Genomic DNA, 24,588 nt, shown 5'->3' with positions numbered 1-24,588 from the left:
GGGAATCATGTTGCGTACAGCCAGAGTCTGCCTGCCGATCTGCGCCTTCGCCGTCATCGCGGCAGGCACCAGCCTTGCACAGCCCAAGGCGTACCGGCCCGCGCCCCGCAAGCCGGCGCGCACCGAAGAGGCCCGGATCTGCGAGCCCGTGCAGGCCGTCGCGGTCGGCTTCGGGCTCGACAACGTCACCACCTTCGTACAGGGCAATCTGGATCTCGCCATCAACGAGGCCAAGGACACGCTCGCGAGCCGCGGACTGAAAGCCTTCCTCGTGCAGGACCGTACGGTGACCTGCGAGGACTATATCGACTTCGGCGGCGCGATCGGCCGAGAGCAGAAATGCCGCGCCAGCGCAAGGCTCTGCGGCAAGCCGGCCTGACCGGCCGTCCGGCTTTTCCTTATTCTTATCCACATTTTTCTCGCATGCGGGACAGGGCGGCCTGTGCGCAATTCGAATCGCTTAAGCTCTGCCCCGCACATATAAGGACGCCTGAATGCGCTTCCCGCCATCCCTGCTCGACGAAATCCGCGCCCGGCTGCCGGCCAGCCAGGTGATCGGGCGGCGCGTCAAGCTGAAGCGGCAGGGGCGGGAATTTGCCGGGCTGTCGCCGTTCAAGCAGGAAAAGACCCCTTCCTTCACGGTCAACGATCAAAAGGGCTTCTACCATTGCTTCGCCACCGGCGAGCACGGCGACATCTTCAAATTCCTGATGAAGGTCGAGGGGCTGAGCTTTCCCGAGGCGGTCGAGCAGCTTGCGGGGGAAGCGGGCGTCGAGATGCCGAAATCGACGCCGCAGGCCGAGGCGCGGGAGGAACTCGTCGTCCGCCTGAGGAAGATCACGGCGGCGTCCGGCGCCTATTTCCAGAAGATGCTGGCCAGTCCGGAGGGGCGCGACGCGCGCGCCTATCTCGACCGGCGCGGGCTCGGGCGCGAGGACATCGAGCGCTTCCGGCTCGGCTATGCGCCGCAGGGACGGCACCAGCTCAAGGAGCATCTGGCGGCGCAAGGCTTTGCCCCGGACGACATGGCGGCCTCGGGCATGCTGATCGCGGGCGACGACATCCCCGTCAGCTATGATCGCTTCCGCAACCGGCTGATCTTCCCGATCACCGATCCGCGCGGCGAGGTCATCGCCTTTGGCGGCCGGGCGCTTGCCGCGGAGCAGCAGCCGAAATATCTGAATTCGCCGGAAACGCCGCTCTTCCACAAGGGCTCGGTGCTGTTCAATGCGGCCATCGCCCGGCAGGCGGCGCATACGGACGGCGGCGTTATCGTCGCCGAGGGCTATATGGACGTGATCGCCCTCGCCCGCGCCGGTTTCGCCAATGCCGTCGCCCCGCTCGGCACCGCGCTGACGCCGGACCAGATCAAGCTGCTCTGGCGGATGGCGGACGAGCCGCTCCTGTGCTTCGACGGCGACGCTGCCGGCATCAAGGCCGCGCACCGGGCTGTGGAAACCGCCCTGCCGCTGCTGACGCCCGGCAAAAGCCTCGCCTTCGCCTTCCTGCCGGACGGGCTAGACCCGGACGATCTGCTGCGCCAGCAGGGCCCCGAAGGCGTCGCCGCGGCGCTCAGGACGCCGAAGCCCCTGGTCGAAGTGCTCTGGGCTAAGGAATTCTCCGCCGAGCAATGGACGACGCCGGAGCGGCGCGCCCGGTTCGAGACCCGGCTGAATGAGCTGATCGAGACCATCGCCGACAAGACCGTCCGGCAATATTACGCTCAAGAGGTCAGGCGGCGGCTGCGCGACCAGTTCAGCGGCTATGGCCAGCAGCCGCGGCGCGATTTTTCTGCGGGCGGCCAAGGAAAAGGCCCGCAGCGCGGAGCGAACCGTTTTGGAGCAAAGCCCGGCCAATCGTCCCGCCAGTCGGGCGGCTTCACCGGCTCGAAACGCGGAGGTTACCAGCCGTTTGTCGATCAAAGCGCGACGGCAAGCCTCGCCGAAAGCGCGATGATCCGCGCCACCGACAGCTCGCTGCCGCATCGCGAGGCGTTAATCGTCACGACGCTTTTGAACCATCCCTGGTTACTTGACGATTATAGCGAGGAAGTTGCCGCTATCCAATTTGAGGCCGATGCGCTACAGACGTTGCGCGATTGCATCCTATCCGTGCATACGGAGCAAAACCCTCTTGACAAGGACACTCTAAGCCATCAATTGGGGAAATTGGGCCATTCTCGTCTTTTGGCCCGGGTTGAGCACGCCATCACGCACAACAGCGATTGGAACACGCAGCCTCACGCCTCACATGAGAGCGTTTTGATAGGCTGGCGTCACAGGCTGGCGCTGCACCGCAAGGCAGTTGAGTTGAAACGGGAGCTGGAGTCGGCCGGACGCGCATACGAAATCGACCAATCGGAAGAGAACTATCTGAGGCTGCAAGACCTCTCCAGGCAAGTCTGGAGCACGGAGGGTGTCGAAATTGCAGCATCAGATTATGGAAAATCCGAAGATGGCTAATGCTTCGTCACCCGCCCGGTGACGGTTTCAAGAATATTTAACTTAAGTGCATTAGCTCCATATTGAGGCGATTGCGGTGATTCGGTCCAGCCTGCTGCGGCGACGTTTCCAGTTCTTCTGCGAAAGACCGGGTTTTAGAGGAATATCGTTTGCGTCGGACGATGGTCGGCTCAGGCTGAGCGGATCTGTGTCCACGACGTCAGAACTTCACAGCGCCGTTCGGACGGCTGCCGCAGCGGGCAGCCGGGACACCGGCGGCTAGGTTTTCATGGAAGCCGGGTCAGGCGACCATCTGGAGTATGGGATGGCAACGACAGCAAAACGCGAAGAACCAGATGCTCCGGCAACGGAGTCGACCGACAGTCCGCTCCTCGACCTCTCCGATGCGGCGGTCAAGAAGCTCATCAAGGTTGCCAAGACGCGCGGCTACCTGACCTACGACGAGCTGAACGAGGTGCTGCCCTCCAGCGAGGTCTCTTCAGAGCAGATCGAGGACATCATGTCCATGCTCTCGGACATGGGCATCAACGTCATCGACGCCGACGAGGCCGAGGAAGCCGACACCACCGCCCTCGACGACGAGGACGAAGATCGCTCCATGACCACCGCCATGCCGCTCGCCAAGCCTGAAAAGGCGGCCGAGCCGACGGAGCGGACGGACGATCCCGTGCGCATGTATCTGCGCGAGATGGGCTCGGTCGAGCTGCTCTCCCGCGAGGGCGAAATCGCCATCGCCAAGCGCATCGAGGCCGGCCGCGAGGCGATGATCTCCGGGCTCTGCGAGAGCCCGCTGACCTTCCAGGCCATCATCATCTGGCGCGACGAGCTGAACGAGGGCAAGATCCTCCTGCGCGACATTATCGATCTGGAGGCAACCTACTCCGGACCGTTCGCGCGCGAGCCCGAGGCTGCGGCCGAGATTCCGGTGAACGGCGCCAATGGCGTCCATGCCGCTCCGGCGGCGGCGCCCGCGCCTGCCGCGGCCCCTGCCGGCGATGATGAAGACGAAGCCGCCGAGCCCGGCGCCACCCCGCCCGGCGAGGACGATCTCGACGACGAGGAATTCGAGAACGCTTTGTCGCTTGCCGCGATGGAGGCCGAGCTGAAGCCGAAGGTTTTGGAGACCTTCGACACCATCGCCCAGAACTACAAAAAGCTGCGCAAGCTGCAGGACGAACTGGTCGACCGCAAGCTGCATGATGACGAGCTGAGCCCGGCGCAGGAGAAGCGCTACAAGAAGCTCAAGGGCGAGATCATCACCGAAGTGAAGAGCCTGTCGCTCAACTCCAACCGCATCGAAGCGCTGGTCGAGCAGCTTTACGACATCAACAAGCGCTTGATGGGTTTCGAAGGCCGCCTCTACCGCCTCGCCGACGGATACAGCGTCAAGCGCGAGGAGTTCTTGCGCGAATATCAGGGCAACGAGCTCGACCCGAACTGGGCCGACCGCGTGCGCGGCCTTAAGGGCAAAGGCTGGAAAAATTTCATCGACCGGGAAGGCGAGCGCGTCGAGGACATCCGCAAGGACATCCAGGCGCTGGCGTCCGAAACGGGCCTCGAAATCTCCGAATATCGCCGCATCGTCAAGATCGTGCAGAAGGGCGAGAAGGAAGCCCGCGAGGCCAAGCGCGAAATGGTCGAGGCGAATTTGCGCCTCGTGATCTCGATCGCCAAGAAATACACCAATCGCGGCCTGCAATTCCTCGACCTGATCCAGGAAGGCAATATCGGCCTGATGAAGGCGGTGGATAAGTTCGAGTACCGGCGCGGCTATAAATTCTCGACCTATGCGACGTGGTGGATCCGGCAGGCGATCACCCGGTCCATCGCGGACCAGGCGCGCACCATCCGTATCCCGGTGCATATGATCGAGACGATCAACAAGATCGTGCGCACCTCGCGCCAGATGCTGCACGAGATCGGCCGCGAGCCGACTCCGGAAGAGCTGGCTGAGAAGCTGGCCATGCCGCTCGACAAGGTGCGCAAGGTGCTGAAGATTGCCAAGGAGCCGATCTCGCTCGAAACGCCGATCGGCGACGAGGAGGATTCGCATCTGGGCGACTTCATCGAGGACAAGAACGCCATTCTGCCCATCGATGCGGCCATCCAGTCGAACCTGCGCGAGACCACGACCCGCGTGCTGGCGAGCCTCACCGCCCGCGAGGAGCGCGTTTTGCGGATGCGCTTCGGCATCGGCATGAACACAGACCACACGCTGGAAGAGGTCGGGCAGCAATTCAGCGTCACCCGCGAGCGCATCCGCCAGATCGAGGCCAAGGCGCTGCGCAAGCTGAAGCACCCGAGCCGCAGCCGCAAGCTGCGCAGCTTCCTGGACAATTGATCGGCTTTTCCGAAGAGATCGGCGCGCCTTCCTAGCTTCGGCGAACGGAGGCGCGCTGATTTTTTTTGGCGCTTCGCAAAGAGCTATGAATCGCCCGATTTTCAGGGACTTCGCTGGCCCGGCTCATGGAACTGTGGCGGAAGTTCATGGGTTTGAACGATAATCAACGCCATGTAGCGGGTGCGCGCCCCGGCGGTTATGATATAATTCGCCGATGGGGTATGTCATAATAACGTCATGAACAGCTTCCGCCCGACCAATCAAATGACAAAGATTTCAGCAAAGGAACTTCCGCGCCGGACTTTCACTATTTCCGAGATGGAAAAAATGACTGCAGCGGGTATACTCACTGAGGACGAGCGCCTTGAGCTGATCGGCGGTGAGATAGTCCCGATGTCCCCAAAGGGAAACCAGCATGAGGCGTTGAAAGCTGTCCTCTTGGAGCGTTGGTATCGCACTAAGCCGGACGAGCTCATGCTGATTCCGGAAACGACTTTCCGGCTCAGTAAAGATACTTATTTGGAGCCGGATATTGTTGTCTACCGGCGGGCCGACGGCTTGGCCCGGCTCAATGCGCAGACCGCGCTGCTGATCGTCGAGATCGCCGATTCCAGCCTTGCCTATGACACCGGCCTGAAGGCACGCATCTATTCCGGCTTCGGTCTCGCCGAGCTTTGGGTGATCGACGCGGTCCGGCTGCAAACCCGCATCATGCGCGAGCCCACCCCGACCGGTTTCCGCGACGTCACCGACTGGCAGGCGGGCGAGGAACTGGTGCCGAGCCTCGTGCCAGGGCTGGCGCTGACGCTCGCGGCGCTCGATCTGAACTGATCACGGGCGTCGTCCCGGACGGCCGGCAGGCCGAGCCGGGACCCAATCATCTATCAACGAACATTGCGGCAAGCGGCAAGGCGAGTAGGCCGGGGCGACGAGTGGGGTGCTGACGATGCGGGGACCCGCCAGCGCTGCGAACCGTCACTCCGCGTCCGGCACATTGAACCGCCGCTGCACCATCTGCGACGGGCGTCCGACCAGATACCGCTCCGTCCCATCCTCCAGCGCCCGCGCGTAAATATCCAGCGCGCCGTCTATCGCCGCGACGGTCCGGTCCACATCCGCGTCGCTATGCGAATAGCTCGTGGCGAGCGAGGGCATGATGACGCCGCGCCGGATCACCTCTTGCAGGAACAGCGACCGGTAGGCCTGACTCGGCTGACCCGCCTTGTCCTTGGTGCCATAGAGCAGGCAGCTCGACCGACCCATAACCGACACATAATCGCCGAGACCGCGCCGCGCGATCACCTCGGCAAAGCCCTTGCGCAGCCGGTCGCCGGCGGCGTGCATGCGCTCGATCACCGGCTCCTCCTGATAGACCTTGATCGTCGCGATCGCCGCTGCCAGCGCATGCGTCTCAGCCCCATGCGTCGTGGACAGCAGGAACACGCGCGGCCGGTCATAATGGTCGAGCCCGCCGAGCCGCATGAATTCGCGCTTTCCTGCCAGCGCCGAGACCGAGAAGCCGTTGCCCAGCGCCTTGCCGAAGGTCGAGAGGTCCGGCTCGATGTCATAGAGCTTCTGCGCACCGTTCTTGTGCCAGCGGAAGCCGGTGATCATCTCGTCCAGCACGAACAGCGCGCCGGCCTCGTTCGCCAGCCGCTTGACCTCGTGCAGGAAATTGTCCTTGGGGTCGTCGGTGCGCGCCGCCTCGAGCATGAAGCAGGAAATCTGCCCCGGATAGTCCGCGATCAGCGCCTTGACGCTCTCGATGTCATTATAGCGGAAGGTCACCGACAGCTTGTTGATGGCGTCGGGGACGCCGGCGCCCATCGGCGTCGGGCCGATGAACCAGTCGTCGACCGAGAAAAACGGATGGTCGCCGCAATAGGCGACGAGATCGCGGCCGGTATAGGCGCGGGCGAGCTTGACCGCCGCCGAGGTCGCGTCGGAGCCGTTCTTGCAGAATTTCACCATCTCGGCGCCGCCGATCAGACCGAGCAGGCTCTCCGCGCATTCGACTTCGATCGGGCTCGGCCGGGTGAAATTGCAGCCATGCGCCAGCTCCGCCGTTACCGCCGCGACGACCGGGGCAAAGCCGTGTCCGAGGCCGACGGCGCGGTTGCCCATGCCATATTCGATATATTCATTGCCGTCCGCATCCCAGACGTGGCAGCCCTGCCCGCGCGCAATGAAGCCGGGCGCCAGGATCGGATATTGATCGTCGCCCTTGGCGTAGGTGTGCGAGCCGCCGGGGATGAGCGCATGCGCCTTCTGCTGCAGCCGGGAGGAGATCGGGAAGCGCGGGGAGTGCAAATTCACGCTTGTGCCTCATTTGAGCTTGGGAGCGGAAAACGCCGGCCGCTCGCGAGTTGCAATATCCATTATCTGGCAAATGCCAAACATTTGCAGCGCGGAGTTGATAGAGCGCAAGAGCCTTCGGCGGATTTACATCGAAAGGGTTAACCCTCGCGGCGCCGATCTTACGCTATTCCGCCAAAATGCTAAGGGCCGGACGAGGCCGGCCCTTTCACGATTTTGCGTTGTCGCAATGCGGGGTTACTGCACCCGGTTCCAGGTCGGCCCCTTGCAGACCAGCCCGCCCATGACGCAGCCCTGCAGCTTGACATGGTTCTTGTCGACGACCGACAGCGTGCCGCTATAGGTCTGGCCGTCCTGCGTATTGTAGAGCTTGCCGGACCAGGTCTTGGCATCCGACTTGGTCGCTCCGTTCATGATGACGATGCCCTTGATCGGCCGCTTGCGAAGCTGCGGATCGGGATTTTGCGTATCGGTGCGCGAGGGGTCCTTGACCTTCACCACCGTCGCGCAGACGCCGCCGCCGCATTTGGCGATCTGAATATGCGAGCCGTTCTCCGGGTTCTCCCACACGCCAAGCGCATCCTCGGCCGATTGCGCAAAGCTCGGACCTGAGGCGCATATCAACAACAATCCGGCGCCCAGCGCCATCCCTGCCACACGCATAACCCATCCTCCCAATGACCGGCCGCGGGCCGGCGCCGTTTTGTTAGCTGCGCCCCGGTGCCCGGCTGACGCAACGGCCAAAATTTACCATTGGTTGACGTTTGCGTAAAGCTGCCGCCAAGGTCCTCTCTTGCCGTGTCTCCACAGCAACGTGTCTTCATCAAGTCGCGGCAAATCCACGGGAAATAATGCCGGGTCAACACAGGCCCGCGAATCGGATAGTTAATAATCCCTAAGCAAAGTTTAATGCCAAAGGCCAACGCCCCCGGATCATGACCACATCGCAGCAGCAAGCGCCATTGCCCGGGCCGGATCTCGACCGCCTGTCGCCGATCGATCCCGGGCTCCCCATCCTCGCCTTTCTGGCGATTAGCGGACATGGGTCTTCCTCGCGCGATGCGGTCGAAAAGGCGCTGACGCCGCTCTACGCCGATCCCAGCCAGTTCGGGACGGCGCTGGCGGCGCTCGGCGATGAAGGGCTGATCTGGCTCTCCAAAGGCGGGCGCTGCCGCATCGACGACAGCGGACGCGCCCGCGCCGAAGGCAAGATCGGCAAGCTCATCGGCCGCTCCTGGCCGGCGATCCTCTCCCGTGCGCTGCCCGTCCTGGCGCTCGGCATCGATCCGCGGACCGAGAAGGCCCGGGTCTATCTGGCGCGGCGCGAAAATCTCGAATGCGCCGCCCTTGCCCGCCTCTATGGATTGTCAGGGCTCGGCACCATGCCGACGCGTCCGCAAGTCCGGTTTGCGTTGCTGCGCGCGATGATCGCCAGCCGCCTCCCCGAGTGCGAACCCGCCTTCACGGAGATTTCCATGCACAACACTTCGCGCGACGCCATCGGCCGGGCCGTCATGCTGGGCGCCGCTGGCCTGAAACGCGGCGCGCTCAGGGACGCCGAGAGCGTGCTCCTGCGCAAGGCGCTGGGGCTCCGGCCCGAGGCGGCCGGCGGCGTCGCCGAAGCGCTGATCCGCTCCGGCATCACCAAGGCCGCGCCGCGTCCCGCGCCGTCCATGCCGAAAGTGGATTTGCGCAAGGCAGCGCCCGACCTTGCCGAATTCGCGGCGACCGTCCGCGACCTCGCCAAGACGCTGCGCACCGATCCTTTCGCGGGCCGCGTCGCCATCGCCCAGGTCTACGACGCCGGCACCTCGCGCGGGCTGAACTTCGGCTCGCTCGACGGGTTTAAGGCCAGCGTCGCGGAAGCCGGGCGGGCGGGGCTGATCGATCTGGAGCGCTACGACATCGCGGGACCGATGGACACGGCTCTGCGGGACCGGTCCCGCATCGCCTTCGGCCGCGACGAGCGGCACTTCATCGTCAACGAATGGATTTAGCCTAAAGGACATTATTGCTCATGGATCCGCGCCTTGAGGCCTTCAAAAGCCCCGAGTTCTTCCGCGTTTTCGGCGCGGTGGCTTCGCTTGCCGGCGCGGCTGAGGAAGAGCTGCTCGACGTCTCCGATATCGGCCCGACCGCCGACGAGGCCATCGCCTCCGTCGTCCATCACGCCCGCTCGAAGAATCCCGACCCGGCCTCGCGGCTGCTGCTGATCAAGGGCCAGACCGGCACCGGCAAGACCCATACGCTGCTGACCGCCGTGCGCGGGTTGCACCGGCATGGCGATGTCTTCGCCGCCGTATTGCCGATGGTGGAATTCGTCTCCGAATCGCAGTTCGACGCCTGGCTGACGCGCAGCCTCGTGACGCGGCTGAGCGAGCCCTATCTGGTGCCGGAAGGCTCGCCGGTGCCGCTGGTGGCGCTCGGCAATGCGCTGCTGGATCTGGTTCCGGGACCGGTCGCCAAGCGGCTGAAGCAGGCTGCGAACGATGGCGACGTCACCGTCAGCGAGGCCGAGTTCAAGGGACTGGTGGCCGGCATCCGCAGCCGAATGGCGCGGGCGACCCGGATTCCGCCGGCGGGCGAAGGCACCATTGCGGCCATTCTTGGCGTGCTGTTCGGCGAGGACGAGGCGTTCGACTATCTACGCGGCCTGCCGGTCGATGCGATGATCGGCGGTGTGCGCGTCACCAATCCCGACAGCGAGCAATGCGGAAGGCTGCGGCTGGAAGAGCTGGTGAAGATCATCGGGGCTTTCGGCGGCGCGGTGTTCATCGCCTTCGACCAGTTGGAACAGAGCAAGCTGGAAGGCTGGGAGGGCCGTCTCACCCACGCGATCAGCCGCGGCGCGCTGATTACCGAGACCTTGCCGAATGTGGCGGTGAGCTTCGCCGTGCTGCCCTCGCTCTACGCCAAGATCACCGAAAATATCGACGCCTCGATCCGTGACCGCATCGAGCGGCTCGGCGCGCAGCCCGTGGTGCTGAAGCCCCTGTCGCGGCCGGAGGTGACGGCGCTGCTCGAGCGGCGGCTGGCGCTGTTGTTCGACGTCTGCGGCGCGGCGCCCGATGCCAGCGATCCTCTCTATCCGTTCGAGCCCTGGTTCCTCGACGAGCTGGCCGGCCAGACCTCGCGCTATGTGACGGAATATGTGCAGCAATTCCAGCGGCTGCTGGTCGAGCTGGATCGCATTCCGTCGATGGACGATTTCCCGCTGCCGGAAGCCGTGTTGAGCGCCGTGCCGGCGCATGTGGCCGCGAAACCGGGCAAGGGCGTGGCGGCGGCGGTCACGCCGGCGGCTCCGGTTGCCCCGCAGGCCCCGACCCTCGATTTCGACGCGCAATGGGATAAATATTACGCCCAGCATTCCTTTTTCGGCGTGCCGAATGACGGCTCCAAGCAGGCCGATCTGATGGAATGGGCGATCAAGGCCGCCATGCCCGAAATCGAGGGCATCACCGCCATGCGCACCCGCCGCGATTGCCGGGGCCGCGCGCAAACCTATGTCATCGGCTTCGACCTGGAGAAGGATTCGACCGTCGTCGAGCGGCGCGAAGTGGCGCTCTGCAACGAGGCCAATCTGGGCTCGCAGCTCGCCGATGAAATCCGCTCCGTGCTGGCGACCTGCCACGGCGATGCGCGCCCGGTGCTGGTGCGGCCGCGCGGCGGGCGGTTCCCGAAAGGCGGACGCACGGCAGGGCCGCTGCTCGACCATGCCAGCGAAAACGGCGCCATCGTCGTGCGCCAGTTCGAGGCGGCAAGCTGGGAGCGCATCCGGGCGCTGAAGGATTTCTTTTCGCTGCATGAACACCTGCCCGGCTTCATCGACTGGCAACGCCGCGCGCGTCCGCTGACGCAGATCGCCTCGCTGTCCGAGGTGCTGCAATATCCCTATCGCGCGCCGGTCGATGAGAACGCCATCGAGCTCGAGGCCAAGCGCGTGGTCGAGCCGCTCAAACCCCGCATCCTGCGGAAAATGCCGACTGGCCCGGCGGTCTTCCTCGGCAATGAGGGCGAAGGCCAAGGCATCTTCTGGGCGCCCTTCGAGAGCGACCCGAAGCTTTTGAATTTTGGCGTGCTGGTGACCGGCGACAGCGGCTCCGGCAAGACTCAGACCTTGCGCGTCATCATCGACGGCGTCATCGGCATCGGCGCGCCGGTCTGCATCTTCGACTTCAAGAACGACTATGCCGACCGCGGCTTCACCTCCGAGCAGGGGCTGCGCGTGCATGACGTGCGCCGCCACGGCATCCCGTTCAATCCCCTATTCCCGAGCGCCGCCGATGACGGCATGGCCCAGCCCATCGAGCACATCTTCACCATCACCGGCGTCTTGAAGCGCGTCTTCGGCCTCGGCGACCGGCAGGCCGCCCTGCTGCGCGACGCGATGAAGACGGCGTTTGAAGCGCACGGCGTCGATCCTCAGCGCTGGGCGCCGGTCGATACCATCCGCGCGCCGAGTTTCGATGACGTGATCTCGATCCTCGAGGAGCAGAAGGAGCAGCGCAACACCACCGCGATCAGCCTGATCGACCGCGTCTCGCCGCTGTTCGAGCTGGGCCTGTTCCCGAAGGCGCATGAGCTGGAAGTGCCGTTCGAGACCATGCTGAACGAGCGGCTGGTCCTGTCGCTGTTCGAGCTGCCGACGGACGAGATCAAGGCGGCGCTCGCGGAGCTGATCATCATTCGCCTGCACGGTTATCTGGTGCGCGGCAGCCAGCCGAGACGCCTGACGCGGCTCCTGGTGCTGGACGAGGCTTGGCGCGTGGCATCGTCGAAGCATCTGGAAAATCTGGCGCGCGAGGGGCGGGCCTTCGGCGTCGGTTTGGCGATTGGCACGCAATATCCGGGCGATCTGCCGCCGGATCTCGCCGGTTCATTGGCGACGCGGATCTTCCTGAAGAACCAGCAGCCGGATCACAAGAAGGCCGTGGTGCGCGCTGTGACCGGCTCGGCGAGCGGGGTGCAGGCGCAGGAAGTGCATGAGCTGCTGGAGAAACAGGAGATGTTCCAGGGCCTGATTCAGAACCAGCAATACGCGCCCTATGCGGCTTTTCAGTTGCTGCCTTATTACGCGAGAGAGCGCGTGGACGAGGACCGGGGCGGTACGGGGACGTTGGGGTAAGGCGCTACCGCGTTCATTCGGTCCGTTGAACCGGTCGGAATGTCCCCTGCCGCATATGCATCCTGATCGCGCTTACCAACTGTTTCGCCAGATTTTCTGGCAAGAAACCGTATACAAATCCCGAGCCAGACGTCCTCGGGTCGACACTCCGCAAATCCGGACCTGGCCAGACAAAGCTATTCACGTCATTGGTGATGATCCACGATGGCTCGTCGTCGAGACCAATACGACGTTTGACGGCCCATGGGATCGCGATCGCATCCGGATCGCCCGTCGGATGTTGATGCGTGATCGGAGCGACCACAACGGTCGTATCGCCGTTCTCCTGGCGTCTGTGGGCGAGAACGATGGCGCAGGGCCTATCCTTTTGTCCCTCTTCCAATCCCCGTCCGGCCTCGGCTCGCCAAAGATAGGCGTAGCGAATGACCATGCCGGTTTCAGGTTCGGGAAGTGACACGGCGCGCTATTTTTTCTCATCCAATTCGTGATTGAACTTGGCGGTCCAAGCTGGCGGCTCGGCTTCGTCGAGAGCCGCTTTCAATTCGTCGGGCAATTCCCACGGATAATAAGCCCGCCGCGTATCCAACGATTTCAGCCGCTTGAACTCCTCCGCCGAGATCAGCACGAGGCTGTCCTGGCCGTGATTGGTGATGGTTACCGGCTCGCGCTGGGCGCGTCGGGACAGGGCGCCGTAGCTCTTCAGGAACTCCGATGAGCTGACGCGCGGGGGATTCGACTCTGATTTCTCCATAAATTCATGATAATCGAAAAACCTGAGTTTTTCAACTTTCCCGATGATTGCCTCAGTCATGCTGCCACCTTCGGCGCACCAAACCCGCAATCCGCTCCCCGATATCCGCATAATCCCGCACCCTCGCCGCCCCCCGCTTCTCAAACTGGGCCGGCCAGCTAATCCCTTTCTTCTGAAAGCAATTATTCAGGAGAAACAGCGGCCTGCCCTGATCGAGCGCCGCCTTGGACTGGATATACGTCCCCGCCGACTCGCCGATCTCGACGATGATCGAGGCATCCGTCAGCGCCGACATGGTGATGTTGCGCTCGGGGAAGAACCTGCGGTTGGTGCGCCAATCCTTGCTCTCGTAGAACAGCATCGGCACTTGCGAGATCACCAGGAAACGCTCGGCGATCTCCTGCTGCAATTCGGCATTTTCCCGCGGATAGGTCTTGTGGATCGGCGTGCCGAGCACCGCGATCGTCCGCCCGCCTGCCTCGATCGCGGTCCTATGCGCGACGCGGTCGGTGCCCGCCGCCAGCCCCGAGACGATCGTAAACCCGTCCTCGACCAGCCGCCGCACCAGCCGCCGCGTCCGCGCTACGCCCTGTGGCGAAAGCTGGCGCGAGCCCACCACCGCGACGGACGGCGAATGGATCAACTCCCAATCGCCCCGGAAATAAAAGGCGCGCAAAGGCCAGCGCGCATCGCACAGCTTCGCCGGATAGTCCGGCGCGCCGTGCAGGCGCATGCCGACATCGCGGAGCCCTGCCCGCTCGAACCGCTGCGCGATCTCGACGGCATGGCGCTCCGCCGTCGCCCTATCCACCAGATCGGATGGCAACCCGCGCGGCGCGGCCCCGATGCACTCCGCCAGCGTCTTGAAACTCGCGCCCGGCCGCAGCCACAGAGCTTCGTAGGCGCCGAGTTCGGGCAGCAGCGCTTTGGCGCCATCAGCTTGCGGCTTGGCGAAACCGAGGCGGCGGGCGATGGACTGATACAGCGGCGGGCCTTCCGGAAAAGCGATGCGTTCCGCTGCCCTTATAGCGGGCGGCCACCGGTCGCGGGCTCCGCGCGATTGCGCATAAGCAGCCGCCGCAGCCCTCGCCGCGACCGTTACGAAAACTGCGCCCGGAAGGTCCGCGAGATCCGCTCCAGCTCCGGTCCGGGGATGTCGCCAATGACCATGAAGCCGTAACCGCCCTTCACCCAATGCACGATGTTCAGCCCGTGCCGCTCCTCGATCTGCGCGGTCTGCGGGGCGTTCGCGGTGCGGATGATGCAGAGCGCGACCGGCGTGCGGCCGTCGAACAGATAGGAGATCTGCGCCAGCGGCTTGCCGTCGAGTTGTAGGATCTGCGTGCCCTGGAAATCCAAGGCCGGATTGGCGATGCGCTCGTCCGAGAGCGGCAGGCCGAGCACCTGCGCGGCGCGCTGCAGATTGGCCTGCCGGGCCTGCTGGTCGCGCGGCATCCCCTCCAGCGTCTCCTTCGAGAACAGCGCCACATAGCGGGAAGCGGCCTCGCGCCAGCCTGGCTTTTGCTCAGCAATCTGTCGCGCCGTCCCGAAATAGCCCGCCGTCTGCAGCCCACCGGCGAAGGCGAGCGCCACCACAGCGGCGGCCGCCGCCATCTGCCACGCCGACGAGCCGCCGCTCCGCGCGCGCCGCCGCATCGGCGCAACATTACCGCCGAAACCGACTGTCGCCGTTTCGCCACGCTTCGCCATCAAATCGGCGAACATCGCGTGCAGCCTGTGCTCAGGTGCAGCTTGAAGCAGTGCATCGAACGCCTCGCCGAACGGGCGGCCGCCGCGCCTGAGCCGCTCGAGCCGGGCACGCGCCTCCGCGTTGCGCGACAGAGCGTCCGCCGTCCGCCTGCGCTCCGTGGGGCTAAGCGCCTCGTCGATAAAGGCGACCAGCGTCTCGTCGCTGAGGTCACTATGGTCTGCCGGGGCCATAAAGCTCTTTTCTCCACCCCGCCGGGGCTATTCGGCGGGCAATAAATGGTCGCCGTGATCCTTTAGATCGGCGAGTTTCGCGCGTGCGGCGGCCAGGCGGCTCATCACCGTCCCTTGCGGGATGCCCAGCATGTCCGCAGCCTCGCGGTAGGATAATCCTTCGCCATAAACCAGAAACACGGCCTCGCGCTGTCCTTCGGGCAGACGCTCCACCTCCTTCAACACCTGGCGAGCCAATAAATTCGTGTCCATTTCGCCGATGCCGTCGGCAATCAGGGCAATTTCCGGATCGACGAAGCCGTTCCCGGTGCGGACGCGCCGCGAGCGCAGCTCATTCATCCAGATCGAGCGCAATATGGTGTAGGCCCAGCGCGAAATCTGCGTGCCGGGCTGAAACTGATCGCATTTTTCGAGAGCCCGCAGGCAGGTCGCCTGGACCAGCTCGTGGGCGGTGTCGCTGTCGCCGGAGAGGACGAGGCCGTAGCGCCAGAGCCGCTTCAGGAGCGGCGGCAGCCCCTCCTGCACCTCTTTGCGTCTGAGACTGAACTCGCTGTCGCCCATCGCGCCCCGTGCAGCAACCGTGCCGCGCCCGGCCGGGGCGGGGCGGTCCCCATCCGGTTTAATGCGGAGTGAGGGGAAAGCCAAGCATTCCTGGCCAGGGTTTTGCATTAAATCGGCCACGATGGCGTGATGAGTGAGCGAAATGGCTTGTGGAGGAGAGGCTGGGAAAACACTTTGGTAAGCAAAGCCGGTATGTATGGTTTTCGAGATGATCCGCGACAATTGAGGATAGCCGATATGAGCGAAGCTTTGAAACCTGTGCTTGCGCAGCTCGATGCATCGACCGATGCAGCGCTGGCGCGGCTCTTCTCGTTATTGGCGATCCCGAGCATTTCGACCGATCCGGCCTATGACGAGGCCTGCCGAAGCGCCGCCGGCTGGTGCGCCGCGCAGTTGCGCGAGATCGGTTTCGAGGCACGTGTGCAGGCGACGCCGGGCAAGCCGATGGTGGTCGCGCATTGGCGGCATTCGTCGGCAAACGCTCCGCATGTGCTCTTCTACGGCCATTACGACGTGCAGCCCGCCGATCCGCTCGGTCTGTGGGAGACGCCGCCTTTCGAGCCGCGTCTGGCGGAGGACGGCGCCAACGGCCAGGTGATCGTGGCGCGAGGGTCGAGCGACGACAAGGGCCAGGTGATGACGTTCATCGAGGCCTTCCGCGCCTGGATGGCGGTGACGGGCGGCCTGCCGGCCTCGATTTCGGTGCTGCTCGAAGGCGAGGAGGAATGCGGCAGCCCCAGCCTTCCGGCCTTTCTCGACGGCTATGCGGACGAGCTGAAAGCCGATTACGTCTTCATTTGCGACACCGGCCAGATGAGCCCGGGACAGCCGGCGATCACCACCAGCTTGCGCGGCCTCACCCATGCCGAGGTGGTTATCAAGGCGGCGAGCCGCGATCTGCATTCAGGCCTCTATGGCGGCCCGGCGATGAACCCGATCCGGGCGCTGACGCAGATCCTCGGGCGGCTGCACGACGCAGATGGCCGCGTGCAGGTCCCCGGCTTCTATGACGGCATTATCGAGCCGTCGGCCTCGCAGATCGCGCAATGGCGCGCGCTCGGCGTCGATGCGGCGCGCACGCTTGGCCCGGTCGGCCTGTCGACGCCGGCGGGGGAGGCCGATAAGAGTTTCCTGGAACAGCTCTGGTCGCGCCCGACCGCCGAGATCAACGGCATTGTCGGGGGTTATACGGGGCCCGGCACCAAGACGGTGATCCCCGCCGAGGCCTCGGCAAAGCTGACTTTTCGCCTGGTGCCGGGGCAGGACCCTGCGGCGGTCGTGGAGGGTTTTAAACGCTTCGTGACGGCCAACCTGCCCGCCGATTGCCGGGCCGAATTCAAGGGTACGGGCGGCAGCCCGGCCATCGGCTTCGACACCGGCCTGCCCGCCATTCGCCGCGCGGCGGAAGCCCTGCGCGAGGAATGGGATGCGGAGACGATCCTGATGGGCTGCGGCGCATCGATCCCGATCGTGGATTCGTTCAAGCGCAAGCTCGGCATGGATTCGGTGCTGGTCGGCTTCGCGCTGGAGGACGACCGCATTCACTCGCCGAACGAGAAGTACAATCTGACGAGTTTTAAGAAAGGCGCTCGGTCCTGGGCGCGGATCCTGGATCGGCTGGCGGGGTGAGGCGACGCGACGCCGTCCCGCGCGAGGGATTTTTCTCCGCAGCGCCTGGCGCATGAATCGGCTGACGTAGAATTCGACGCGGCGCCCGCATATCTGCTGCGGCCCCGGCGACGGCCCTTCGGCTGGCGCGCGTCACAATTAATTTGCAGCGCGTGGTCAGCGATCTGGCGGAATGAGCCGCGAACTTGCGGCGGGAGGAATGGTGGTCGCTAGTGGGATTGAACCACTGACCCCTACGATGTCAACGTAGTGCTCTACCGCTGAGCTAAGCGACCGAAACCCGGCGGGTCCCCGAAGGACCGGTGCGGAAAAGCTGCATAGCATCACGTCCGCCGCCGGGCAAGCGGGTTTGCGCAACCGTTTGCTTTCCTTCCTTTAGGAATTTCGCCACAAACTCCCATCTCTGTTGGAGCGACCCAAGCGAGCAACCGGACAGGTGCGATGTTTACCAAAAGCTTTCCGCTGTTTTCCATTCTCGGCTTCCGCATCAGCATCGACCTGTCGTGGTTCTTCCTCGCCGCGCTGGTGATCTGGAGCCTGGCCACCAACTATTTCCCGGAAGTCCTGCCCGGCCTGACCGTTCAGGATTACTACCTGACCGCCGTTTTTGCCGCCGCCGGCATGTTCGCCTCGATCGTCTATCACGAATTGGCGCATGCGCTCGTCGCCCGTTATTACGACATCAAGATCGCTGGCATCACGCTGTTCATCTTCGGCGGCGTCGCCGAACTGGAGGATGAGCCGCCAACCGCAAAATCAGAATTTCTGGTGGCGATCGCCGGGCCGATTTCCAGCGTCGTGCTGGCCTTCGCGCTGTGGGGGCTGGCGGAGCTGCTGCTCGACAGCGCCTCGATCCAGGTGCTCGCCCTGCTCGGCTATCTCAGCCTGATCAATATGGTGCTGGCAATCTTCAACCTGATCCCGGCCTTCCCGCTCGATGGCGGGCGGATGCTGCGGGCGGGCCTGTGGTGGTGGCAGGGCGACCTGCGCAGCGCCACCCGCATCGCCTCGGTGCTCGGCGCGGTGCTCGGCATCGCGCTGATGGTCTACGGCGCCTATAACAGCTACCAGGGCTCAACCATCGGCGGGCTCTGGCAGATCCTGATCGGCTATTTCATCTACAATGCGGCCGGTGGCGCGCGGCGTCAGACCGAGATCATGGAGGCATTGCGCGGCGTCAGCGTGCGCCAGCTCATGCGGCCGGCCCCCGCCGGCGTTCCCGGCCAGATCAAGGTGGACGAGCTGATCGCGCACACCGATGCGCGCGCCGGCGACATCCTGTTTCCGGTGATGCAGGACGGGCGGCCGATCGGTCTGGTGCTGCTGTCGGAGCTGCAGAAGATCCCGGCCGACCGGCGGGCCGGCATGTCGCTGAGCGAGGCGGTGCGCCCGCTGGAGGCAGACGAGACCGTCGGTGCGGACCGCAGCGCGATTGCGGCGTTGCGCCAGCTTGGCCGCACCCGCGGCAACCAGGCCTTCGTCTTGAGCGATGGCAAGATTTCCGGCTGGATCAGCGCCCGCGACATCTTCGCGTACATCCACCGCGGCAACGCCATGCGCGGGTCGGAGGGCGGCCAGACGGTGGGGTGAGGTGCCCCCCGTTCACCCGTGGCACGTAACAAGACGGGCGCCGCGGAAAAATCCTCGAAGTTGATCGCCAAGCTCCGTCGTCCCGGACGCCCGTAAGGGCGAGCCGGGACCCAATGGCCGATCAGCGAGCACTGCGGTAAGAAAAAAGGCGAGTGGGCCCCGGCTCTTCGGCCGGGGCGACGGAGGTGGGGTGTCTTCAGGGAGATTGTGTGAGGCGCTGCAACTTACCAATCGCTTGTAACCCTTCACCCGGCGCGCCGAGGCGGGCAAGGCCGCCGCGCGTTCAGGATCGCACCAGTCCCATTGTCCCGCTCCCAATTGCCCCCGTTGCTACTTCTTCGCCGAGACCGCGCCGCGGCCGCCGCTGTCATAGGCGTTCATGATCTCGCGGAACAGCAGGCGGGCGGAGCGCTTCGAGCCCTCTTCCGTCAGGTGGATGTGGTCGTTGGCGGCGAGCGGCGGGTTGGAATGCACCCAGGCGTGGACGCCGCAAGCGCCGCCCATCAGCTTCGACCAGTCCCAGAAGAAGGCCTGATGCGCGGCGGCGAGGCGCCGCAGGGTGTTGCGGACGGCTTCCAGGTTGAAGGGCGGGTGCCAGCGGGCAAGGCGCGGGTCGCCGGCCCGGAGGCGCTTGCCGTAATCGCCGCGCTCGGACGCGCTGAGGGCGCGGCAGACGTCGCTCGCCTTGCCGGTGCCGGCGGCGAATTTGGGCATCCGCGCCACGTCCGGCGGGCCGACGATCAGGATCGAGGCCTGCGGTGCGCTCTGGCGCAGGCGGGCGATGGCGGTGCTGGCCTTGGCCTCGTAATCGGCGAGGTTGAGCTGGTCCTCGAAACTCTCGTCGGTGCCGTAGGAGAAGATGATCAGATCGGGCGCCAGCCGCTTCATGTCGCGCGCCATATAGGCGGGGTCCCAGGATAGCGGCGTCGTCGCCGTGGCGCCGGGCAGGCCGAGATTGACGTAGCGCACGCCCGGCTTGTCGGTGCCGATGGAAATCGAATGCAGGGTGATGGCGCCGTCGCCCTTGGGCTTGATGAGAAGCTCGCGCGCCTGCCGCTCGATGCGGATATTGCGCCAGTTCGGCGCCGCTTCGCGGGTCGAGGCCTGCTTCTGGTCGCCGTCGAGATCGATCAGCACGGTGCCGGTGTCGGGGCCGCTCTCGAGCGTCAATTCGCACCAGGCAAATGGCTGGTCGACCGCCGTCAGCCGCAGCCAGGCATCGCGGCCCTCCGCCGTCAGCTTGGCGCCGGTGATGCCGTAGGGGCCGGGCACGGTGCCGGTGCTGAGCGCGGTCTGCCACTGGCCGCCGCGATCGAATTTGACGCCGCTCGCAAGATACAGGCCGGGCGTGAGCATGCCCCGGCCGGCATCGCCGAAGCGGCTCTGGAACTGGTCGCGCAACCCGCCGGAGAACCGGTCGGCCGCGATATGGCTGTCGCCGAGATGCAGCACGGTGACGGTCTTGGTGCCCTGCCGCCCCTCCAACTTCTCGAGCGCGGAGAAGAACCGCGCGAGCGCGACATTGGCCGGGATTTCGGGAATTTCCTCGACGGAAGGCGCGCCGCCGCCGCCGGTCAGAGCATCCTGGGCCGAAGCGCTCGTGGTGGCGGTCGTATAGATCGCCGCTTCCTGGCTCGATTTGCGGCTGGCGGTGGCGGCGTCGGTGTTAAACAGCCTATCGGCGGCTTCGGCGATCTCGTCGAGCTGCGGGTCGCTCTTGCCGGTGCGGATGGCGCCGGGCTTGCCGGATGCCTCGGCATAGGGATGCGCGGCATCGCCCTTCTTGTTCGCGGACTGGCTTCCCGGCAAGCAGCCGGCCACGCCGAATGCCGTCACCCCCGCAGCCACGATCCGCACTGCGCGACGCACGTGCCTGGAGTCCGCCCACGCCCCAATCAACTTCCAATTCCCCCTAAAACGCGATAACGCAACGACGCCGAGCCGCGACGCCTGCCTTCAGCTTCGCGGCCACTTGAAATCGTCAGCCCGGCTGGGCTTCGGTTTAAGCGCTTCCCCTTTGACCAGAGCCTTATAATAAAGCCTTTCCGTGACCGGAAGGCGGCGTTCGCCGAAATTTGCGTTGAGGTCTGTCATCGGAGACACAGTCGCCAGACCTGTGACGCCCTCGCTGACATCGCCCAAAATCGTTTCGCCGGGCGGCGAGTAGCCGCTGGCAAAAGCGTTGGCGGCAACCGGTGCCGGAGCCGCCGGCGCGGCAGGCCCCTGGGGCGCTGCGCCGGGCGTTCCTTGCGGCGCGGCGGCGGCGGTTTTGCCGGCGGGCGCCGTGGACGGATTGTCCGATTGCGGCGCTGCGGGGTTTGCCCCGGCGGAAGGCGCGGCATTGTCGGCGAGCGGCGCGGCGTCGCCCGGCGCCTTGGCCACCAGCCGCGACTGCTCCTCGTCGTCGCCGGCGAGCGGGATGTTGCGCTCGGAGCGGGCGGCGGCGAGGTCGCGCCTCAGATTGATCTCGACGTAATCGGCCAGCTTCCGGTTGCCGCGCGCGGTGAAGGAGGTGCCGTCGGCCTCGCGCAGCTTCTTGGACTGGCCGGTCAGGTCCGGGCCATAGGCGGCGAAGGCGCCGAGCTGGTCGGTAAAGCCGTTCCAGCTATCGATATATTTGGTGCCGGAGACATAGGTCCGTTCGCGGATGATGTCGTTCATCAGCGCCATGGCTTCGTTGGTCTTGGCGTTCGCCATCACCGGCAGCCCGACCCAGTAGATGGCGATGCCCTTGTCCTTCAGCGCCTTGATCAGCTTGTCGACTTCCTCGCCGTAAGCGGTGCGCCATTCCTCGGTGCCCCAGCGGGCGATGGTGCCGCCATCGGTGCGGATGTTGCGCACGTCGTTGACGCCCATCATGACGACGGCGATGTGGATCGGCTGCGCCTTTGCCAGTTCCTCGATATCGGCGGCCCAACTGGTGCGGTCTGGCCGGGCAAGACCGGCAGTCGGCTTGGTCGAGTTGATGATCTTCAGCGTGCCGTCCTGGGCGAAGGCTTCCTCGAGGCCGCTGGCGAGGCCCGCGCCGAGAAAATCGCCGATGACATGCAGATGATAGCGGTCGGTCTGCGGAAACGGATTGATATAGGAGCGGGCGCGGAAGGCGAAGGCGGGCGCCTGCCCCTGGTTCTGGGCCTGGCTCTGCGCCTGTGCGGCGGCGTTCTCCGCCGGGGCGGCCGACATGGCGAGTGCGGTCAGCAGCGACGCGCCGATTGCCTGAAACCGATGGCGCCGTCTTGGCCGGGAGGGGATCATGCGCATTGCCGTCATCTTCGTCGTTTCGCCAAGTCCGATATGTCAGCCAGATCTTACGAAATTGGCCGCCATCGTCCAGCCGGTTCTACCCTGATTGCCGCGCCATCGCTAGTTCGGAGCGTTGAGAGCCTGGGTGCCGGATTTGCCGGTCAGCTCCTGGAAGATTGTGCGGGTCGGATAGCAATCGGGCGAGCGCTGCATGGCTTTCTGATAGCGCCCGATGGCGACGCGGGTGCCCGCGCCGAACAGCCCGTCCGGAGTGCCGTCAAGAAAGCCGCGTTGCTTCAGCGCCACCTGCATCCGGCATAGATTCTCCACCGAAAATTCGAAATCGGCGTCGGTGGCTTTCGGCCAGGGCGTCTGGAAGCCGCATTCGCGCCCATCCGTGTCGCAGCCGACGCGGTCGGCCAAGTGCCCGACGAACAGGGCATAGAGGTCGGACGGGTTGTAGCTGCGCAGCACGTCGAAATTCTCGGTGGCGATGAAGGCCGGTCCGCGCGCGCCGGCAGGCATGACGAGATAGCCGGTCACCGCCGGGTTGGGGAAGTCCAGCGTGCCGCCGCCGGGCGCCAGCCGGGAAATGCCGTAGCGGCTCGCCCATTCGCCGATCGGCCAGCGATTGGTGCGGTTCTCCATGGTGCAGTCGAAACTCTGGCTGGTGGGCGGCAGCTTGATCTCATAGCCCCAGCTCCGCGCCGCGCTATGCCAGCCGCGATCCTTCAGAACATTGGCCGTGGTCGCCATCGCGTCCGGCATGGAATTCCAGATATCCCGCTTGCCGTCGCGGTCGCCGTCGACGGCAAAGCCGAGGAATTCGTCGGGCATGATCTGGGTGAGGCCGGTCGCGCCGGCATAGGAGCTGCGGAACTTCTCCGGCGTGATATGGCCGTCCTCGACCATTTTCAACGCCGCGATCAATTGCTTGCGGCTCCAATCGCGGCGGCTCTTGTAGCCGGCATAGGCGGAGGAGGCGAGCGCTTGCAGCGCGTTATGGTCGAGCTTGGCGTCGCCGAAGGCGGTCTCGCGGCCCCACAAGCCCATCAGCATGGCGCGCGGAATGCGGAAATTCTGCTCGATGTCGATCAGCGCCTGATGGGTCTTGGGCCCTTCCTTTTCGAGCTTGTCGAGGATGCCTTTGCCGCGCAGCGCCAGCGAGCGCATATATTTGGGCGGGAAGTATTTTTCCGGCTGCAGGAACTCGGACTGGGTGATCTTGTTACAGGTCTCAGGAAGGCCGGTGCGCTCGCTCAGCGTGCGGCCGGCGGGCTTCTCCTTCTCGCCCGGGCAGAACACGCCGGGCACGCCGCAATCGGGCGTCATTCCAGCGAAAACGCGGTCGAAGGTGGCGCGGGAAACGCCGGCTGCCTTGGCCTCGGGCCATAATTCGCCGAGCCAAACCTCGAAACTCGCCGCCCTTACGGGGGACGCCATCGCGAGAGCGCAGACGGCAAGCATCACGGCAATCAGCGTGCGGCAGGCGCACAAGCGAAACATTCAGAACCCTCAAATCGTTTACCGGGCGCATACTGGCAGAGACTGCGCCGCGATGCCAGCCCGGAAGTGCGCGCGGAGGTTGTCGTTCGCTTATGGATGCTGCGTCAAACATCGCGCAAATCTGGTCTGGACGGGGTTTGCCCTTTCGGCCATAAATTCCGGGCGGGCGTTTCTGTCCCAAATTGAGCCGTAATTTTACCCACATTAAAAAGCAGCAAATGACCCAATCCATCCGTAAAGCCATCTTTCCCGTCGCCGGCCTGGGGACGCGGTTTTTGCCTGCCACCAAGGCGATGCCCAAGGAAATGCTCACCGTTGTTGACCGTCCGGTGATCCAGCATGTGGTGGACGAAGCGCGCCAGGGCGGCGCCGAACATCTGATTTTCGTCACCGGGCGCAATAAGGGCGTCATCGAGGACCATTTCGACCGCCCCTTCGAGCTGGAACACACGCTGCGCCAGCGCAACAAGCTGGCCGAACTCGAGGCGCTGAACCGTTTTCTGCCCGCGCCCGGCCAGACCAGCTTCACCCGCCAGCAGGAACCGCTCGGCCTTGGCCACGCGGTCTGGTGCGCGCGCGACATCGTCGGGCACGAGCCTTTCGCGCTGCTGCTGCCGGACGTGCTGGTGAAGAATGACGGGCCGAGCTGCCTCGCGCAGATGATGGACGTCTATAATGAGCTGTCGGCGGCCGGCGAGAAGGTCAATCTGATCGCCGTCGAGGAAGTGCCGCAGAACGAGGTCTCGAGCTACGGCATCGTCGGCATCGAGCCGGGCGACGGGCCGCTCTGGCCGATCACCGCGATGGTGGAAAAGCCCTCGGTCGCCGAAGCGCCGAGCAACCTCATCATCATGGGCCGCTATCTGCTGCAGCCGGAGATCTTCGACATCCTCTCCAGCCAGGAGCGCGGCGCCGGCAACGAGATCCAGATCACCGACGCCATGAAGACGCTGATGAAGACGCAGCGCTTCTACGCCTATAAATATTCCGGCCGCAGCTTCGACTGCGGTTCAAAACTCGGCTTCCTCTTGGCGAATGCGGCCTTCGCGCTCGACCATAAGGAGCTGGGCCCGCGCTTCGCCGAAGAGATGGGCAAGCTGCTGGCGGGCTGACCGGGCGGTTG

Annotated in this window: 19 protein-coding genes and 1 tRNA gene; 9 read left to right on the top strand and 11 right to left on the bottom strand. The window is 64.8% G+C overall.

What is annotated here, in order from left to right:
- The first annotated feature begins 10 nt into the window (after positions 1-10).
- The 4 genes from BLEFHOIH_RS11640 to BLEFHOIH_RS11625 all read left to right on the top strand — a co-directional run bounded on the left by BLEFHOIH_RS11640 (position 11) and on the right by BLEFHOIH_RS11625 (position 5,634).
- A complete protein-coding gene (locus BLEFHOIH_RS11640) occupies positions 11-379 on the top strand; it encodes a hypothetical protein (protein WP_125461668.1) in 369 nt (122 codons plus the stop codon).
- 115 nt (positions 380-494) lie between these two features.
- A complete protein-coding gene (gene dnaG, locus BLEFHOIH_RS11635; protein WP_088345565.1) occupies positions 495-2,462 on the top strand; it encodes a DNA primase in 1,968 nt (655 codons plus the stop codon).
- Between the two features lie 304 nt (positions 2,463-2,766).
- Positions 2,767-4,803 carry an RNA polymerase sigma factor RpoD gene (gene rpoD, locus BLEFHOIH_RS11630; RefSeq protein ID WP_088345563.1) on the top strand — a complete coding sequence of 679 codons (2,037 nt, stop codon included), beginning with the start codon at positions 2,767-2,769 and terminating at the stop codon, positions 4,801-4,803.
- A 237-nt stretch (positions 4,804-5,040) separates the two neighbouring features.
- Entirely contained in the window at positions 5,041-5,634 is a 594-nt protein-coding gene (locus tag BLEFHOIH_RS11625) for a Uma2 family endonuclease (protein ID WP_088345561.1), read from the top strand.
- A gap of 144 nt (positions 5,635-5,778) precedes the next feature.
- Here BLEFHOIH_RS11625 and BLEFHOIH_RS11620 read toward each other — a convergent pair whose 3' ends face one another.
- Together BLEFHOIH_RS11620 and BLEFHOIH_RS11615 are read right to left on the bottom strand one after the other, a co-directional pair.
- On the bottom strand, positions 5,779-7,119 hold the full coding sequence (locus BLEFHOIH_RS11620; protein WP_088345559.1) for a glutamate-1-semialdehyde 2,1-aminomutase: 1,341 nt from the start codon (positions 7,117-7,119) through the stop codon (positions 5,779-5,781).
- Positions 7,120-7,356: 237 nt separating this feature from the next.
- On the bottom strand, positions 7,357-7,782 hold the full coding sequence (locus BLEFHOIH_RS11615; RefSeq protein WP_088345557.1) for a DUF2147 domain-containing protein: 426 nt from the start codon (positions 7,780-7,782) through the stop codon (positions 7,357-7,359).
- 272 nt (positions 7,783-8,054) lie between these two features.
- On the opposite strand from BLEFHOIH_RS11615, the gene BLEFHOIH_RS11610 reads away from it, so the two are divergent.
- Together BLEFHOIH_RS11610 and BLEFHOIH_RS11605 are read left to right on the top strand one after the other, a co-directional pair.
- Positions 8,055-9,116 (top strand): hypothetical protein, encoded by a 1,062-nt coding sequence (locus BLEFHOIH_RS11610; RefSeq protein ID WP_088345555.1) that lies wholly within the window; start codon positions 8,055-8,057, stop codon positions 9,114-9,116.
- A 20-nt stretch (positions 9,117-9,136) separates the two neighbouring features.
- The gene (locus BLEFHOIH_RS11605; protein WP_088345553.1) at positions 9,137-12,244 is read left to right on the top strand and encodes an ATP-binding protein; all 3,108 of its coding nucleotides are present in this window, start codon (positions 9,137-9,139) and stop codon (positions 12,242-12,244) included.
- Between the two features lie 13 nt (positions 12,245-12,257).
- On the opposite strand, the gene BLEFHOIH_RS11600 is transcribed toward BLEFHOIH_RS11605, so the two are convergent.
- The 5 genes from BLEFHOIH_RS11600 to BLEFHOIH_RS11580 all read right to left on the bottom strand — a co-directional run bounded on the left by BLEFHOIH_RS11600 (position 12,258) and on the right by BLEFHOIH_RS11580 (position 15,719).
- Positions 12,258-12,701, bottom strand: a complete 444-nt coding sequence (locus BLEFHOIH_RS11600; protein ID WP_088345551.1) for a hypothetical protein — start codon at positions 12,699-12,701, stop codon at positions 12,258-12,260.
- A 6-nt stretch (positions 12,702-12,707) separates the two neighbouring features.
- Positions 12,708-13,055, bottom strand: coding sequence for a type II toxin-antitoxin system prevent-host-death family antitoxin (locus BLEFHOIH_RS11595; protein ID WP_170937114.1), 348 nt, complete (start codon positions 13,053-13,055; stop codon positions 12,708-12,710).
- Entirely contained in the window at positions 13,048-13,806 is a 759-nt protein-coding gene (locus tag BLEFHOIH_RS11590; RefSeq protein ID WP_245296974.1) for a DNA-processing protein DprA, read from the bottom strand. Before BLEFHOIH_RS11590 ends, BLEFHOIH_RS11595 begins: the two co-directional genes overlap by 8 nt.
- Before the next feature lie 287 nt (positions 13,807-14,093).
- Entirely contained in the window at positions 14,094-14,936 is an 843-nt protein-coding gene (locus tag BLEFHOIH_RS11585; protein WP_088345547.1) for a hypothetical protein, read from the bottom strand.
- A gap of 27 nt (positions 14,937-14,963) precedes the next feature.
- Positions 14,964-15,719, bottom strand: coding sequence for an RNA polymerase sigma factor (locus tag BLEFHOIH_RS11580; protein WP_348626048.1), 756 nt, complete (start codon positions 15,717-15,719; stop codon positions 14,964-14,966).
- A 15-nt stretch (positions 15,720-15,734) separates the two neighbouring features.
- On the opposite strand from BLEFHOIH_RS11580, the gene BLEFHOIH_RS11575 reads away from it, so the two are divergent.
- The gene (locus tag BLEFHOIH_RS11575) at positions 15,735-17,126 is read left to right on the top strand and encodes a M20/M25/M40 family metallo-hydrolase (RefSeq protein WP_088345543.1); all 1,392 of its coding nucleotides are present in this window, start codon (positions 15,735-15,737) and stop codon (positions 17,124-17,126) included.
- A gap of 200 nt (positions 17,127-17,326) precedes the next feature.
- On the opposite strand, the gene BLEFHOIH_RS11570 is transcribed toward BLEFHOIH_RS11575, so the two are convergent.
- Positions 17,327-17,401, bottom strand: a tRNA-Val gene (locus tag BLEFHOIH_RS11570).
- Between the two features lie 166 nt (positions 17,402-17,567).
- Between BLEFHOIH_RS11570 and BLEFHOIH_RS11565 the strand changes: the two genes are divergently transcribed.
- On the top strand, positions 17,568-18,716 hold the full coding sequence (locus BLEFHOIH_RS11565) for a site-2 protease family protein (protein ID WP_088345541.1): 1,149 nt from the start codon (positions 17,568-17,570) through the stop codon (positions 18,714-18,716).
- A gap of 330 nt (positions 18,717-19,046) precedes the next feature.
- Here BLEFHOIH_RS11565 and BLEFHOIH_RS11560 read toward each other — a convergent pair whose 3' ends face one another.
- The 3 genes from BLEFHOIH_RS11560 to BLEFHOIH_RS11550 all read right to left on the bottom strand — a co-directional run bounded on the left by BLEFHOIH_RS11560 (position 19,047) and on the right by BLEFHOIH_RS11550 (position 23,465).
- Positions 19,047-20,585, bottom strand: coding sequence for a GDSL-type esterase/lipase family protein (locus tag BLEFHOIH_RS11560; RefSeq protein WP_170937113.1), 1,539 nt, complete (start codon positions 20,583-20,585; stop codon positions 19,047-19,049).
- Positions 20,586-20,672: 87 nt separating this feature from the next.
- The gene (locus tag BLEFHOIH_RS11555; protein ID WP_088345537.1) at positions 20,673-21,986 is read right to left on the bottom strand and encodes a GDSL-type esterase/lipase family protein; all 1,314 of its coding nucleotides are present in this window, start codon (positions 21,984-21,986) and stop codon (positions 20,673-20,675) included.
- Between the two features lie 93 nt (positions 21,987-22,079).
- Complete coding sequence (locus BLEFHOIH_RS11550) at positions 22,080-23,465, bottom strand: peptidoglycan-binding protein (RefSeq protein WP_088345535.1); 1,386 nt, start codon at positions 23,463-23,465, stop codon at positions 22,080-22,082.
- A gap of 218 nt (positions 23,466-23,683) precedes the next feature.
- Between BLEFHOIH_RS11550 and galU the strand changes: the two genes are divergently transcribed.
- A complete protein-coding gene (galU, locus tag BLEFHOIH_RS11545) occupies positions 23,684-24,577 on the top strand; it encodes a UTP--glucose-1-phosphate uridylyltransferase GalU (protein ID WP_088345533.1) in 894 nt (297 codons plus the stop codon).
- Positions 24,578-24,588: the final 11 nt, after the last annotated feature.

The sequence above is a fragment of the Rhodomicrobium sp. R_RK_3 genome (assembly GCF_002198715.1).
In the GTDB taxonomy this organism is placed as follows: domain Bacteria; phylum Pseudomonadota; class Alphaproteobacteria; order Rhizobiales; family Rhodomicrobiaceae; genus R-RK-3.
This window is presented reverse-complemented; position numbering and strand designations above follow the sequence as displayed.